We start from the raw sequence: 16,408 nt of genomic DNA, 5'->3' as shown, positions 1-16,408 counted from the left end.
TACACAAAAGATCACAATTAAGCTGAACATAATTTCGAATAAGCCATTCATATGAAAATCTCAAAATAAATCATTTATAAACAACGACTTAAATGTGTGCAGCTTTTTGAGGTTTTATCCGAGTGAGCCTTACATACCAATAATTAAGGATTTAGGATTGCGAGCAAAAGAAAATGAGGGGAAAAAACGATAAGAAGAGGAAACAAAAAAATCAGTACACAAAAAAGCCGAAGCAGGTTGCCCCACTTCGGCTTAGAGAATAGGTTAAGGAGGAATGATTACATCATGCCGCCCATACCACCCATTCCGCCCATGCCACCCATATCAGGTACACCAGCATCTTTCTGTGGTAGGTCTGTAACCATAGCTTCTGTTGTGATCATAAGACCTGCTACAGAAGCTGCGAACTGAAGTGCGCTACGCGTTACTTTTGTTGGGTCTAGGATACCCATGTCAATCATATCGCCGTATTCACCCGTTGCCGCGTTGTAACCGTAGTTACCTTCGCCGCCTTTCACATTGTTAGCAACAACAGATTCTTCGTCGCCCGCATTCTTAGTGATTTGACGGATTGGAGCTTCCATTGCGCGAAGAGCAACACGAATACCTACGTTTTGTTCTTCGTTATCACCAGTAAGCTCAGTTAGTTTAGATGCAGCACGGATAAGAGCAACACCACCACCGGCAACAACACCTTCTTCAACTGCAGCACGAGTTGCATGAAGAGCATCTTCAACGCGGTCTTTCTTCTCTTTCATTTCAACTTCAGTTGCGGCACCAACTTTAATCACGGCAACACCGCCCGCAAGTTTAGCAACACGCTCTTGAAGTTTTTCTTTGTCGTAGTCTGATGTTGCATCTTCGATTTGTTGACGAATTTGAGCAACACGACCTGCAATCATCTCTTCTTCGCCGAAGCCGTCGATGATTGTAGTGTTTTCTTTAGTAATAGTTACACGCTTAGCTTGACCAAGATCTTCTAGTTGAACCTTCTCAAGCTCTAGGCCTACTTCTTCAGAAATCACAGTACCTGCAGTTAGAACCGCGATATCTTGTAGCATTGCTTTACGACGATCACCAAAACCAGGTGCTTTAACAGCAGCAACTTTAACAATGCCGCGCATGTTGTTCACAACAAGTGTCGCTAGCGCTTCACCTTCAACATCTTCAGCGATGATCAGTAGAGGACGAGATGCTTTTGCAACGCCTTCTAGTGCTGGTAATAGTTCACGGATGTTAGAGATTTTCTTATCAACAAGAAGGATAAATGGGCTTTCTAGCTCCACCGCACCTGCTTCTTGGTTGTTGATGAAGTATGGAGATAGGTAACCGCGATCGAACTGCATACCTTCAACTACATCTAACTCATCCTGTAGCGCTTGGCCTTCTTCAACCGTGATAACACCATCACGACCAACTTTATCCATAGCTTCTGCAATTAGGTTACCCACAGTTGCATCAGAGTTTGCAGAGATAGTACCTACCTGAGCAATCGCTTTAGTGTCAGCACAAGGAACAGATAGTGCTTTTAGCTCTTCAACAGCAGCAACTACTGCTTTGTCGATACCACGCTTAAGATCCATTGGGTTCATACCCGCAGCAACCGCTTTTAGACCTTCAGTGATAATTGCTTGAGCAAGTACTGTAGCCGTTGTAGTACCGTCACCTGCAGCATCGTTTGCTTGAGATGCGACTTCTTTAACCATTTGTGCGCCCATGTTTTGGAATTTGTCTTCCAATTCAATTTCACGCGCAACAGATACACCATCTTTAGTGATAGTTGGTGCACCAAATGATTTATCCAATACAACGTTACGACCTTTAGGGCCTAATGTTACTTTTACAGCGTCTGCTAGAACGTTTACACCTTCTAGCATTTTGATACGTGCATCGTTACCAAATTTTACGTCTTTAGCTGCCATGTTCGTCTTCCTTTCTTAATTATTAATTTGAAGTGATCGGATTATTCAACAATTGCCATAATGTCGTTTTCAGACATGATGAGAACTTCTTTACCGTCAATCTTTTCAGTCTTAGTGTTGTAACCTTCTGCAAAGATAACAGTATCGCCAACTTTAACGTCCAGTGGTTGAACTGAGCCATTTTCTAAAATACGGCCATTACCTACCGCAAGCACAGTGCCTCGGGTAGATTTTTCTGCAGCCGAACCAGTTAAAACGATGCCACCAGCTGACTTCGATTCAACTTCTTTGCGTTCAACGATAACTCGGTCATGTAAAGGACGAATATTCATCGGTCGTCTCTCCTGATTTTGGTAATATCCATAAAAATGAAAGTATCAGTCCCAATAACGTATTACTGGTGCTGATTTTTCTGTTATTTAGACATGTTGGGTCGTTTTTTTAGATCCCAAGTCCTAGCCCAAGATTTTTTTCGCTATTTGTGCCAGAACTTTTGCTCGATCACACTCTTTGCTTTAGGGTGGACAGGCATTTCATACATGAGACGACTATGGCAACAGAACCCCGCTTAGATAAACACGGTTTATTATCTGAGCCTATTCCCGATGTTTTACGACGACTAACTATTCCAATGATCTTTGGAATGGTCGCAATTTTACTATTTAATCTCGTCGATACTTTCTTTGTTTCACTGCTAGGCACTCAAGCTTTGGCCGCAGTGAGCTTTACCTTTCCTATCACTTTTGCGCTTAATAGCATCACGATGGGTGTTAGCGTTGGTATCTCTACCAGCTTAGGGCGATTATTAGGCCGAGGTGACAGTCAAAGTGCAGCCCGTTTTACCACTCACGGTTTACTGCTTGCTTTGGTATTAATGAGTATTGCCGCCATGATCGGTTTCTTTACGATCGATCCGCTCTTTACTTTGCTTGGTGCAGAACCTTCTTTATTACCCATTATTCATCAATATATGAGTGTGTGGTATCTGGCTATTCCCCTACTTGTCATTCCTATGGCAGGAAACAGTGCGATACGCGCAACAGGAGATGCAAAAAGTCCAGCTAAGATCATGATGCTCGCTGGCTTGATCAACGGGATCTTAGATCCTTTGTTAATTTTTGGTTACGGCCCATTTCCTGAGCTAGGTGTAAAAGGTGCGGCAATCTCTAGCGGGATCAGTTGGGCTGTGGCTTTAGCTCTTTCACTGTATCTGCTAAATAAGAGAGAAAAACTGCTCACGCGCCCAGATCGCAAATGGCTTAGTGCCGATTGGAAACAAATTTTGCATGTCGGGACCCCCGCAGCCCTATCAAATGCGTTAAATCCAATCTCTGGTGCACTATTGATGGCTCTTCTTGCAACACAAGGTACTATTTCTGTCGCAGCTTATGGTGCAGCAATGCGTATTGAATCCTTACTGGTTATTGTCATGATGTCCCTAGGTTCTGTGCTAATGCCATTTATGGCGCAAAACTTAGGAGCAGATAACCCCAAACGAGCCTTTGCAGCCCTATTTACAGCGATGAAGTTTGCCATCGTATTTCAAATGCTTGTCTTTATTGCCATGGTGCCTTTAAGTTGGCCACTGTCATCGCTGTTTAGCCAAGACAACGCCGTACGCGATCAGCTGTGGCATTATCTGTTGGTTGTGCCGGTGAGCTATGGATTACAAGCAGTATGTATGCTTTTGATCAGTGCGCTAAATGCCTTACATAAAACCACTCATGCTCTTATCTGGAATCTACTGCGCTTGTTTGGCTTTTTATTGCCTTTAGCTTGGTTAGGTTGTTACTTTGATGGGACTGAAGGCCTGTTTATTGGTATCACAATCGCCAATATTATTTGCGGTATTTTGGCTTTTGTTTATGCTCAGCGATTACGACAAACCACCTTAGTAAATGATGCATAGAATTCACTAAAACAGTCAATTTATAAGCATTTTTAGACCAAATAAAATATTAACAGCATTAACAAAAAAGGCAGCCTAAGCTGCCTTTTTTATATTCATCGATTTGCATTTTTACTATGCGGATTCAGTCATCGTAATCTGTGATTATTGTCTGATGACTTATTATCATCTTTACGTTCATATTCGCCATCGAAGGTATCACCTTGATCAGCGTGCGAACCAAAATCTGAATCAAAAGGTCCTTGCTGAAAACCACTACCAAAGCTCCCGCTAAACCCTGACGACTGGCCCATACCTTGTACTTTGACTCGTTGCATTAACTGCTTTGCTAACCATGCCCGAGGTGCTGGTAACAAAATGGTCATTCCCATGCAATCTGTCATAAAACCAGGGGTTAACAGCAATACCCCAGCAACAGCTAGCATGACTCCTTCCACTATCTGTTGTGCTGGTAACTCCCCTTGCTGTAAGCGATTTTGTACCGATGTTAATGTTGCTAGTCCTTGGCTTCTCACTAACGATGCACCAACAATAGCGGTGATTAATACTAAAGCAATGGTTGGCCATAACCCAAGAAATCCCCCTACTTGAATAAAGAGGGCAATTTCAATAATGGGCACAAAAATAAACAGTAACAATAGAATTGGAAACACAAATAACCTCAATCATTTACTGGCAGCCACACGTCTACACTACCAATAACAGTAAGTAATCCACACTCTCTATTATGGCATTACTCCTAGCCGGTGTCTGTGTGACAACTCGATTTATTGGTTAGCAAATACTTCAAGCCTCACCCATTCTTTCGCATTTTGATTTGTCAAAAGAGGACGAAAACAACTTTTTCACATTTTGTCACTTCTTGTCATTTTTCAACCCAAATACATATTCGATGTTAACAGGATTTGTGAGCATGATCTCATTTTAATGCAAAGATTTTCATGTCGGTCAAAAAAGTGATCTGGGTTATGTTTTTACCACTAAAGGAGAGTATTATCAGGGCCAAGTAAAGATGTCAGGTACGATCATCTAGCCAATTTTGCGGAATGGATTCGCGCTCTAAAAGTGGCTCTTAATTGAATTTTATTTATTAGCAGATTCCCAAAAGGCTAAACATATGTCTCAGATGATTGATCTTGAAAAAAATGAAGCAACAATGAACGTTGCAACTCGTATCGAAGAAGATCTACTTGGCGAACGTCACGTTCCTGCCGACGCATACTGGGGTATCCACACCCTTCGTGCTGTTGAAAACTTCAACATTTCTAGCACCACTATCTCAGATGTTCCTGAATTTGTTCGTGGTATGGTTTTCACTAAGAAAGCTGCTGCAATGGCAAACAAAGAACTAGGCGCTATCCCTTCAGAAGTTGGTGATTACATCATCAAAGCATGTGACCTAATCCTAGAAACTGGTAAGTGCATGGATCAGTTCCCATCTGACGTATTCCAAGGTGGTGCTGGTACATCTGTAAACATGAACACTAACGAAGTTGTTGCTAACCTTGCTCTAGAATTAATGGGCAAAGAAAAAGGCGAATACAGCATCGTTAACCCTAACGATCACGTAAACAAGTCTCAGTCTACTAACTGTGCATACCCAACTGGTTTCCGTGTTGCTGTATACAACAGCATCATCGACATGGTTGAAGCAATCAGCTACCTAAAAGATGCATTTGATGCAAAAGGTGTTGAGTTTGCTAACGTTCTTAAGATGGGTCGTACTCAGCTTCAAGACGCAGTACCTATGACTGTAGGTCAAGAATTCCACGCATTTGGTGTTCTACTAAAAGAAGAGATCAAAAACCTTAAGCACACTGCAGAGCTTCTTCTTGAAGTTAACCTAGGTGCAACAGCTATCGGTACTGGTCTAAACGCAGCAACAGGTTACCAAGAGCTTGCAGTTAAGCGTCTTGCTGAAATCACAGGTCTACCATGTACTCCTGCAGAAGACCTAATCGAAGCAACTTCTGACTGTGGTGCTTACGTAATGGTTCACGGTGCACTTAAGCGTACTGCTGTGAAACTATCTAAGATCTGTAACGACCTTCGTCTACTATCTTCAGGTCCTCGTGCTGGTCTTAACGAAATCAACCTACCTGAAATGCAAGCTGGTTCATCTATCATGCCAGCAAAAGTTAACCCAGTAATCCCAGAAGTGGTTAACCAAGTTTGCTTTAAGGTTATCGGTAACGACACTACAGTAACATTTGCAGCAGAAGCAGGTCAGCTTCAGCTAAACGTAATGGAACCTGTTATCGGTCAAGCTGTATTTGAATCTATCAGCCTATTGAAGAACGCTTGTATCAACCTACGTGACAAGTGTATCGACGGCATCACAGTGAACAAAGAAACTTGTGAAGCATTCGTATTCAACTCAATCGGTATCGTAACTTACCTAAACCCATTCATTGGTCACCATGAAGGCGATATCGTTGGTAAGATCTGTGCAGAAACAGGTAAGAGCGTACGTGAAGTAGTTCTAGAGCGTGGTCTTCTAACTGAAGAACAACTAGACGATATCTTCTCTGTGCAAAACCTAATGCACCCAGAGTACAAAGCTAAACGTTACAACTAATTGAGTTTAAAGATATAATAAGGCGGATTTTCAGGATGAGAATCCGCTTTTTTTAGCTACAAATTCCCATAAAACTCGTTTTTTTACTTTTAAGACAGGACCATTTAATTATGATCGGTGTAGAACTGTTTGTCGTTCTCGCGTTTATCTTCTTAGGCGCTCGAATCGGCGGTATTGGTATCGGCTTTGCCGGTGGTGCAGGTGTAATCGTACTTTCCCTTATCCTCGGTGTTCCAACCAGCCAATCTTTCATTCCAGTAGACGTTATCCTTATTATCATGTCAGTAATTACCGCGATTGCCGCAATGCAAGTTGCCGGTGGTATGGACTGGCTAGTTCAACTTGCAGAAGATTTTCTGCGTAAGAATCCAAAGCGTATTACTTTCTACGCACCGATCGTAACTTACCTAATGACACTAATGGCTGGTACTGGCCACACTGCATTCTCTACTCTTCCAGTAATTGCAGAAGTTGCTAAAGGTCAAGGTATCCGTCCTTCTCGCCCACTATCTATCGCCGTTGTTGCTTCTCAAATCGCAATCACAGCATCTCCAATTTCAGCGGCAGTTGTGTTCTTCTCTGGTATCCTTGAGCCACTAGGTGTTAGTTACATCACGCTACTTGCTATCTGTATTCCAACAACTTTTGTTGCATGTATGGTTGGTGCATTTGTAGCAAACTTCATGGGTTGTGACCTAAAAGACGATCCTGTTTATCAAGAGCGTCTAGCAAAAGGCCTAATTAGCCTAGAGAACAAGACTCGTCGTGAAATCAAACCAGAAGCAAAACGCGCAACTTACATCTTTATTGCCGCGATTGTTTTTGTTGTTTGTTATGCAGCGGCAATCTCTCACTCTGTAGGTCTAATTGAAAACCCAACTCTAGGTCGTAACGAAGCAATCATGACAGTAATGCTAACCGCTGCTGCTGCGATTGTTCTTACAACTAAGATTGACGCATCTCTTATCGCTCAAGCACCAACGTTCCGTTCTGGTATGACAGCATGTATCTGTGTACTTGGTGTGGCATGGTTAGGTTCTACTTTCGTTAACGCACACGTTGATGGCATCAAAGAAGTAGCAGGCGCACTACTAAGCGACTACCCATGGATGCTAGCTCTTGTACTGTTCTTTGCATCTATGCTGCTTTACTCTCAAGGTGCAACAACAACGGCTCTTATGCCTGCGGCGCTAGCGATTGGCGTATCTCCAGTAACTGCAATTGCATCATTTGCAGCAGTAAGTGCGCTATTCGTTCTTCCTACTTACCCAACGCTACTAGCTGCGGTTGAAATGGATGACACTGGCTCAACTCGTATCGGTAACCTAGTATTTAACCACCCATTCTTTGTTCCTGGTGTGGTAACAATTACAACGTCTGTTGCACTAGGCTTTGTTGTTGGCGGTATGCTACTGTAATCATTCAGTTGATTGGAAAAGGCTGCCTTCGGGTGGCCTTTTTTATATCTGAGGTTCGAGGTTCGAGGTTCGAGGTTCGAGGTTCGAGGTTCGAGGTTCGAGGTTCGAGGTTCGAGGTTCGAGGTTCGAGGTTCGAGGTTCGAGGTTCGAGGTTCGAGGTTCGAGGTTCGAGGTTCGAGCAGAATGCTTTAAAATGCGCTTAACACAAGAGATTAAAATGAATTTCTCACAGAAATGTGACAAGAAATGATATAAAAGAAAAGAATACATCTTTACCCATCCGTGGGCAAAGACATCGAACAATAACGGATTCCCATACGTTATTGTTCTTGGTTCGAATGGCGGTTATTCCCAAAACAACCATCCGAGTATGTCTCAGTTTTTGCTACAAATTAGGCTTAAGACAGGAAAGCCTGTAGCTCTATAGTAGTCCCATAACTACTTAGGTTATAGAGGTAAAATCGTTATGCAGCGATGCAAAAATGGGATGAAGCTTGATGATCTAAGAACCTTAATTGCCATTGCAAAACACGGTAGTTTTCGCAGTGCAGCTCAGGCGTTAGATATCCCACCAACAACCTTAAGCCGTCGTTTACAACGCTTAGAAGATACACTTGGCAGTCAATTAGTATTGCGAGATAGTCGTAATGTTGCCCTTACGCCTCTTGGTCAAAATTACGTTGAACGATGCGAGCCCTTAATTAAAGAACTCGAAATTGCTACCTTAGAGTTAGATGATATTTCACATTCAGAACCTCGTGGAGCACTACGAATTTCAGCACCTGTTGGTTTACTCACTTACAAACTGATGCCGCTATTTAATGAGTTTCTCAGTTTGTATCCTGAAGTCACACTCTCATTAAACCATCTCTCTAATCAACACCACGATTACAGCCCAGAACAATACGATGTGGTTTTTCGTGTTGGCCATCAACCCGATTCCAGTTTCGCTGCCGCAACAATTGGTCAGTCGCAACGAATTTTAGTGGCCTCACCCTGCTATTTAGCCAAACATGATACGCCACTGCACCCTAACGATCTTTATCAACATGAGCGTTTAGCAACTGTTCCTGAATTTGAGTGGGCCTTGCGTCATGATGATATTCAGCGACATCCTGACACATTGTGGGTGAACTCTCCTGTACGCTTAGCTATTGCCGATCTTAATAGCGTTAAACAAGCCGCGATTGCAGGATTGGGAATTGCATGTCTACCCAATTATGTCGTGGCAGATGCATTACAACGAGGAGCACTCAAGACGTTAATGACCGATTGGTACTCACCGTCTAGACCGATCTATATGTTGTATCAACGATTAGAATATACGCCAGCCCATGTCAGTTGTTTTATTGATTTCATGCGTAAAGGGCTAACGGAACAATGATCCAGCTCTTAGTTAGCGCAATAGAAATTGATTTGCAGTAAATGCCAATGCTAGCGTAGTACTCATATCGCCGACAGATACAAACTGGCGTGTAAAATCAAACTCATGGATGAAGGTGAACGAGTATGGATGCTCAATACACAATAATCATTGCCGATGATCACCCACTGTTTCGCAGCGCTCTGTTTCAATCGGTCCATCTTGCTATTGGCGGAGTCACTTTATTAGAAGCTGACTCTTTATCCTCACTGCAAAGCCTACTTGAAAAACACCATCTTGATGTCGATTTACTCTTACTTGATCTTAAAATGCCTGGCGCAAATGGGATGTCAGGACTGATAGAACTAAGACAGAGTTATCCAGATCTGCCTATCGTTGTGGTCTCAGCCAGTGAAGAGCCTGCAATCATAAAACAAGTCTATCGTCACGGCGCCTTTGGTTTTATTCCTAAATCCAGTGATATGAAAGCCTTACATGGAGCACTCAACCAAGTATTAGCAGGCGACAATTACTTCCCAACCGATGTAGATACTCTTGATGAAACCGATGAACTAGTAGAAAAAATAGCGACATTAACACCACAGCAGCTCAAGGTACTAAAAATGCTGGCAGATGGATTGCTCAATAAGCAAATTGCCTATGAGCTTGATGTCTCTGAAGCCACAATCAAGGCCCATATGACCGCCATATTTCGCAAATTAAGTGTCACTAACCGAACTCAAGCGGTTATCTTGCTTCAAAATATTGTTTTGTAAAAAAACCTTACAGAAACATTAAAATTTAGGATAATAATTAAGCAGTTATTCGCTACAATGATATCTGGCCTAAACAATATAGGGGATATACTATGCTCAGCGTTTTGCTTACTCAGTTTGTTTTAATATGGGCTGTGATTGATCCTATTGGTTCGATCCCAGTTTATCTATCCCAAACCCACCACCTATCCCCACATCAACGTCGTTTGGTCGCTATCAAAGCCATACTTATTGCTACCGGAATATTGCTCTTTTTTGTTATTGTTGGCCAAATATTATTAGAGGCTATGCAGATCCCACTTCCTGCTTTTCAAGCGGCTGGCGGATTAGTACTACTCTTATTTGCTCTAACAATGATCTTTGGTGAGAGCAAAGTTGAGCAAGAGTGCAAACTTAGCGAACAAGAATTACAACATTCAGAACTTGGTGCATTAGCGGTTTACCCACTTGCTGTACCTTCTATTGCATCCCCTGGGGCCATGATGGCAGTTGTGATGCTAACCGATAACAACCGCTATTCATTTATCGACCAAGTTATCACAACCTCCGTTATGTTAAGTGTGTTAGTCATCACTCTTATCCTGCTACTAGGAGCGAGTAAAATCCAACGCTATATCGGGGATGTGGGGGCTGCAATTATCAGCCGAGTGATGGGACTTATTTTGGCCGCTGTTGCCCTAAATAACTTATTAATCGGGATCCGAGACTTTTATCTAGCCGGTTAGACTTTTGGCTAATATTCCTCTTTTTTATGCCAGCGAATCACGGAGATCGCTGGCATTTTTATCGCTATTTTTTATCTTTTGCTCGACTAAAGTTGCACGGCGCATTGTTGATTCCACTGTTATGGTTTATTGAAACATTTCATTAACAAACCAATAAGAACAGACAAGGAGATAACCATGGCATTTGAATCTAAACATCATGCCGAGGCCTACTGGAAGGAAAACCTCACCACTATGTGCAGCTTACTCGCTATCTGGTTTTTAGTCTCTTATGGCGCCGGAATTTTATTTGTTGATGCACTAAATACCATTCAGATTGGCGGATTTAAACTGGGGTTTTGGTTTGCTCAACAAGGTGCTATCTATGCTTTTGTCATTTTAATTTTCGTCTACGTGCTTCGCATGAACGCCCTTGATCGTAAATACAAAGTACAAGAAGACTAAGGTGAGAACATGGATATTCAAACTTGGACATTTATCATTGTTGGAATTACATTTGCTGTCTATATCGGTATTGCGATTTGGTCACGAGCAGGATCTACCAGTGAATTTTACGTGGCAGGTGGTGGCGTTCACCCTGTAGCAAATGGGATGGCAACCGCTGCAGATTGGATGTCTGCCGCATCCTTTATCTCCATGGCCGGAATTATCTCTTTTGTTGGTTATGATGGCGGTGTGTATCTTATGGGGTGGACGGGAGGATATGTCTTATTAGCCCTGTGCCTTGCCCCCTATCTACGTAAATTTGGTAAGTTTACAGTCCCCGATTTTATCGGAGATCGTTATTACTCAAAAACAGCCCGTATGGTTGCTGTCTTTTGCGCTATCTTTGTCTCTTTTACTTATGTTGCAGGACAGATGCGAGGGGTTGGCGTCGTCTTTGCACGCTTCCTCGAAGTTGATATTAATATGGGCATCATGATCGGAATGGGGATCGTCTTTTTCTATGCCGTTATGGGGGGCATGAAAGGGATCACTTATACTCAGGTAGCTCAATATTGTGTTTTAATTTTTGCTTTTATGGTTCCTGCGATCTTTACCTCTTTGATGATCACAGGCTCTCCTATCCCACAGATTGGTTTTGGTTCAACGATTAATGGCAGTGAAACTTATCTCTTAGAAAAACTCGATGGCATCACTCAAGAGCTTGGGTTTACCGCCTATACCGATGGCTCCAAAAGTATGGTTGATGTCTTCTTTATTTGTGCCGCCTTAATGGTGGGAACAGCGGGACTACCTCACGTTATTATTCGCTTTTTTACCGTCCCTAAAGTTAAAGATGCTCGAATATCTGCCGGATGGGCTCTAATTTTTATTGCTATTTTATACACCACAGCGCCTGCTGTTGCCGCTTTTGCCAGAATCAATTTGATCGACACCATTAACGGTCCAGAGATGAAAGGAATCAGTGCTGAACAAGCGCCAAGTTGGGTCACTAATTGGGAAAAGACAGGGCTGGTCTCATGGCAAGATAAAAACGGTGATGGCAAGATGTTCTACTCTGGCGATGATCGTAATGAGATGACCATCAACCGCGATATTATTGTGCTCGCAAGTCCAGAGCTGGCCAAATTACCCAATTGGGTCGTTGCACTGCTGGCAGCGGGCGGGTTAGCAGCCGCACTATCAACAGCAGCAGGACTTCTGTTAGTTATTTCAACCTCTATCTCCCACGACCTACTGAAAAAAGGCTTCAAGCCTAATATGACCGACAAACAAGAACTCCTAGCGGCTCGGCTTGGGGCCATTGTCGCAATAGTTGGTGCCGGTTATCTGGGTATTAACCCGCCAGGCTTTGTGGCGCAAGTTGTTGCCTTTTCATTTGGCTTAGCCGCCAGTTCGTTCTTCCCTGCCATTATCTTAGGGATCTTTTATAAGCGTATGAATAAAGAAGGAGCAATCTCAGGCATGATTGCTGGTATCGCCTTTACGACGGCTTACATCATCTATTTTAAATTCATCAATCCAGCAGCAAATACCCCTGAAAATTGGTGGTTTGGGATCAGCCCAGAAGGCATTGGTACCCTGGGTATGTGTTTAAACTTTGTAGTTGCAATTGTGGTCAATAAATTTACGGCAGAAGTACCTAATGATGTTCAAGAAATGGTGGAGTCTATTCGCTATCCTCAAGGGGCCGGAGAAGCCCACGATCATTAACGAGTAATGGGTTAAAATACCCATACCGCAATGTGGCGCTAAGGTAATTAGCTTAGCGCCATTAAATTAGACGGGCTCTGATAGCCTCGGTTTCTTTTGCTGCTGAGTAATTTGGTTCAATAATGCACGCAATTTTAATGGCTTAACTGGTTTGGATAAATAGGCAAACCCTTGGGTCTTAACCCGTTCTTGGATTGCCGTTGTCCGATCTGCGCTGATCACTACTCCAGCAAACTCTTGTCCCAGACGTAAACGACACTGCTGCAATACTTCCAGTCCCGTTTGCCCTCGATCTAAATGAAAGTCAGTCAGGATCACCTGAGGCTGCCACTGTGGCGTAATATGCTGCAGTGCCGAAAATAAATCGGGAGCTAATCGAACATCACACTGCCAACGACTCAACACGCCTTTCATCGCCTCTAAAATAGGGGCTTCATTATCAACACATAATACTCGCACCCCTTGTAAAGAGTGGCTCATTTCTTGAGAGATAGTGCAAGCGATAGGTTTAGCTTGCGCTACGGTAGCTCGCGATACCTGTAATGAGAAAACCGTTCCTTTGCCGGGCCAAGAACGCAGATCGAGTGGATGATTTAGCACCCGAGCAATACCTTTTGCTATTGCTAATCCTAGCCCCAGTCCTTGTCCCTTAATATCTTGATCAAAACGGGTAAACTCATCAAATATTTGTGCTTGTTTACTCGCTTCAATACCTGGCCCGTTATCCCAAACTTCAATCAATAAATCATCCATTTTACGGCGAACGCCAAGCAACACTTTTCCTCCTGGGTTATAACGCAATGCATTTGTTAAGAAATTCTGTAATGCACGACGTAATAACTTAGGATCGGAATAGATCACAGCTTGCGTATTGATCAATGAAAACTGAGTTCCTTGCTGCTGAGCTAAAGCGCTAAACTCGGCATTTAATGTATTTAACACATCACTTAATGCAAAAGCATGTACTTGAGTATTGAGCTTACCCGCTTCTAATCGTGAAATATCCAACAGATCTGAAATAAGATCCTCAGCCGCTTCTAATGAGCTTTCAATATGGCGCGCCAGTTGCTGACTTTCAGGCTCTTGAGCCACCTCAGCCAGAGAAGATGAAAATAATTTAGCTGCATTTAAGGGCTGCATAAGATCATGACTCACTGCGGCCAAAAAACGGCTTTTTGAATGTGCTTGTCGCTCTGCTTGCTGAGTCGCAACCACTAGGCGACGATTTAATTGTTCTAACTGCTGGGTCCGTTGTTGAACACGCGCTTCAAGATTTTCATTCGCTTCTTGTAATGCTGCTTCCGCTTGGCGAAAAGCCGTAATATCGGTAAAACTCATCACAAAGCCACCACCTGGCATCGGATTTCCTTGAACCTCGATTACTTGCCCATCAGGACGAATGCGAGATGAGGTATGGGCGGTACCTCGTTTTAAATGTTCCACTCGTTTTGCCACATGCCATTCAGGATCTCCCGGACCACACAAACCCATTTGCGCATTATGCCGAATAACATCTTCTATCGGTCGCCCAACTTGAATTAAACCTGCGGGGAAGTGAAACAACTCCAAATAACGCTGATTCCACGCAACCAAATACAGTTTTTTATCAACAACAGCAATGCCTTGGCTAATATGTTCAATCGCACCTTGTAATAAGCCACGACTAAAATCAAACAGTTCAGAAGCCTCATCAACAATGGTTGCCACCTCTTCTAACTGCATATTTCGCCCCTCTAGAGCCGAGCTTAATACTAAACGTGCCGTCGAGGTTCCAAACACTCCAGCTAGCATCCGTTCGGTATGACGAATTAAATTGGCTGAAGCCAGCTGGGAAGAGACTAAGGGCTGATGTTGTTGACTGTATTGCGCAAAAGCCTGGCGAGTCCGTTTTCGACCAACAAAACGGGCCACCAGCATTTCTAATTCAGCGACAGTAACGCGAGTTTGATATAAACGACCACTATCTTGCTCTGGTACTGGAACTCCAACAAAGGAGGCGGCCTGCAATCGTTCTGTTAAGCTGGCTCGCGATAGTAATGACACCACAACATAACACAGCAAATTGGCTAACAAACTGAGAAACATCCCCCAATCGGTTATCGACACCTCAGCCGCCAGTAGAGTTGGCGGAGGGGTTAAAAGCCATAACACCACATTTGTTTCACCACTGCCCGCCAGTAGATCAGCTTGCTGCATTAAGGTTAATAACCAGAGCGTAATCCCCACGGCTAAACCACAAAACACCCCGTTACGATTGCCTTTACGCCAATAAATACCGCCAATTAATGCAGGAGCAAATTGTGCCGTCGCCGCAAAAGCTAATAGACCAATGGTTGCCAACGAAGAGATAGATTCTAAAGCTAGAGCAACGCCCCATGCTGCCAATAGAACCAAGCCAATTAATAGCCGACGAATTTTTAACAGCACTTGAGAAAAGGCTTTAAAACTGCGTTGCGGGATCGGTAAACGACGCAGCAATAATGGCAAAACCAAGTCGTTCGATAACATAATGGCAAGGGCAATGGTTGAAACAATCACCATTCCAGCAGCGGCAGATGTCCCCCCTAAAAAAGTTAAAATAGCCAACCAGTTATGTTGCAAATAAAGCGGTAAATTAATGACTAAAGTATCGGCTGAAACCGTAGGTAAGAGTTGCTGACCTAAAATGGCTATAGGTAAAACACCCAATCCCATTAATAGTAGATAAAGAGGAAATACCTTACGTGCTAAATGCAGATCTTTAGGCTGCTGATTTTCCACCACTATGGTATGAAACTGACGCGGCAAACAGATAATTGCCGTCATCGCCAACAGAGTATGAATGGCGAAGGTTGGCCAATTAGGAGTCTGCCAACTAAATGATGATATTGAAAATATGGTTGAACTGACTGGCGGTTGAATCAGCCAGAACACAGCAAACCCAGCTAGCAACAAAAAGGCCACTAACTTTAATAGTGACTCAAAGGCTACCGCTAACATTAAACCACGGTGATGCTCTGTTGTATCGATATGTCGCGAGCCAAAAACAATCGTAAACAGAGCAAGCAGCAAGGTAAGCATGAACATAAAATCAACACGCCCCCACTCTTGAACTAACGTCTGAGATAACTGAGGAGCAATTTGTTCAACCCCAAGGGCTATACCTCGCAATTGCAGCGCGATATAAGGCAAAATGCCCAACAGTGCAATTAAGGTTACTGCGACCGCTAAGGCTTGAGATTTACCATAACGAGCGGCAATAAAGTCGGCAATGGAAGTAATATGCTCGCGCTTAGCAATTAAGATAATCCGCGCTAGTACTCGCCATGCAAAGACAAAAACCAGAATCGGTGCAAGATATATTGGAACAAAAGACCAGGTATCATCACTGGCTTGCCCAACCGTGCCGTAGAAAGTCCACGAGGTACAATAAACCGCAATAGAGAGGCTATAAATCCAAGGTCGCCAGCGTGCTAACCACAGCCGTTTTTTATCGCCATACCAAGCAATACCAAATAAGACGATCAAATAACCCAACGAAATTAAAGTGACGACCCATCCTTGGCTCATGCTTCCTTCCT

At 43.2% G+C, this 16,408-nt stretch carries 12 protein-coding genes; 8 read left to right on the top strand and 4 right to left on the bottom strand.

Going from position 1 to position 16,408, the window contains the following annotated elements:
* Positions 1 to 278: 278 nt before the first annotated feature.
* A complete protein-coding gene (gene groL, locus WAX86_RS01375; protein WP_005301718.1) occupies positions 279 to 1,922 on the bottom strand; it encodes a chaperonin GroEL in 1,644 nt (547 codons plus the stop codon).
* A 41-nt stretch (positions 1,923 to 1,963) separates the two neighbouring features.
* Positions 1,964 to 2,254, bottom strand: coding sequence for a co-chaperone GroES (locus WAX86_RS01370; RefSeq protein ID WP_005301722.1), 291 nt, complete (start codon positions 2,252 to 2,254; stop codon positions 1,964 to 1,966).
* Between the two features lie 218 nt (positions 2,255 to 2,472).
* On the opposite strand from WAX86_RS01370, the gene WAX86_RS01365 reads away from it, so the two are divergent.
* The gene (locus WAX86_RS01365) at positions 2,473 to 3,831 is read left to right on the top strand and encodes an MATE family efflux transporter (protein ID WP_138240817.1); all 1,359 of its coding nucleotides are present in this window, start codon (positions 2,473 to 2,475) and stop codon (positions 3,829 to 3,831) included.
* 128 nt (positions 3,832 to 3,959) lie between these two features.
* On the opposite strand, the gene WAX86_RS01360 is transcribed toward WAX86_RS01365, so the two are convergent.
* Positions 3,960 to 4,484 carry an FxsA family protein gene (locus tag WAX86_RS01360; RefSeq protein WP_036764520.1) on the bottom strand — a complete coding sequence of 175 codons (525 nt, stop codon included), beginning with the start codon at positions 4,482 to 4,484 and terminating at the stop codon, positions 3,960 to 3,962.
* Positions 4,485 to 4,948: 464 nt separating this feature from the next.
* Between WAX86_RS01360 and aspA the strand changes: the two genes are divergently transcribed.
* The 7 genes from aspA to WAX86_RS01325 all read left to right on the top strand — a co-directional run bounded on the left by aspA (position 4,949) and on the right by WAX86_RS01325 (position 12,848).
* Positions 4,949 to 6,409, top strand: a complete 1,461-nt coding sequence (gene aspA / locus WAX86_RS01355) for an aspartate ammonia-lyase (RefSeq protein WP_005301728.1) — start codon at positions 4,949 to 4,951, stop codon at positions 6,407 to 6,409.
* Positions 6,410 to 6,519: 110 nt separating this feature from the next.
* Positions 6,520 to 7,827: an anaerobic C4-dicarboxylate transporter gene (locus WAX86_RS01350; protein ID WP_065172529.1), complete on the top strand. Its 1,308-nt coding sequence runs from the start codon at positions 6,520 to 6,522 to the stop codon at positions 7,825 to 7,827.
* Between the two features lie 466 nt (positions 7,828 to 8,293).
* Positions 8,294 to 9,211, top strand: a complete 918-nt coding sequence (locus tag WAX86_RS01345) for a LysR family transcriptional regulator (RefSeq protein ID WP_065172528.1) — start codon at positions 8,294 to 8,296, stop codon at positions 9,209 to 9,211.
* A 125-nt stretch (positions 9,212 to 9,336) separates the two neighbouring features.
* Positions 9,337 to 9,966: a response regulator transcription factor gene (locus WAX86_RS01340; RefSeq protein ID WP_065172527.1), complete on the top strand. Its 630-nt coding sequence runs from the start codon at positions 9,337 to 9,339 to the stop codon at positions 9,964 to 9,966.
* A 92-nt stretch (positions 9,967 to 10,058) separates the two neighbouring features.
* Positions 10,059 to 10,691: a MarC family protein gene (locus WAX86_RS01335; RefSeq protein WP_044179216.1), complete on the top strand. Its 633-nt coding sequence runs from the start codon at positions 10,059 to 10,061 to the stop codon at positions 10,689 to 10,691.
* Between the two features lie 177 nt (positions 10,692 to 10,868).
* On the top strand, positions 10,869 to 11,135 hold the full coding sequence (locus WAX86_RS01330) for a DUF4212 domain-containing protein (RefSeq protein WP_065172526.1): 267 nt from the start codon (positions 10,869 to 10,871) through the stop codon (positions 11,133 to 11,135).
* Positions 11,136 to 11,144: 9 nt separating this feature from the next.
* Positions 11,145 to 12,848, top strand: a complete 1,704-nt coding sequence (locus tag WAX86_RS01325; protein WP_341489007.1) for a sodium:solute symporter family protein — start codon at positions 11,145 to 11,147, stop codon at positions 12,846 to 12,848.
* A 66-nt stretch (positions 12,849 to 12,914) separates the two neighbouring features.
* Here the strand turns inward: WAX86_RS01325 and WAX86_RS01320 are convergent, their stop codons facing one another.
* On the bottom strand, positions 12,915 to 16,397 hold the full coding sequence (locus WAX86_RS01320) for a hybrid sensor histidine kinase/response regulator (RefSeq protein ID WP_341489006.1): 3,483 nt from the start codon (positions 16,395 to 16,397) through the stop codon (positions 12,915 to 12,917).
* Between the last annotated feature and the right edge of the window lie 11 nt (positions 16,398 to 16,408).

Source organism: Photobacterium damselae subsp. damselae, assembly GCF_038086725.1.
Classification (GTDB): domain Bacteria; phylum Pseudomonadota; class Gammaproteobacteria; order Enterobacterales; family Vibrionaceae; genus Photobacterium; species Photobacterium damselae.
This window is presented reverse-complemented; position numbering and strand designations above follow the sequence as displayed.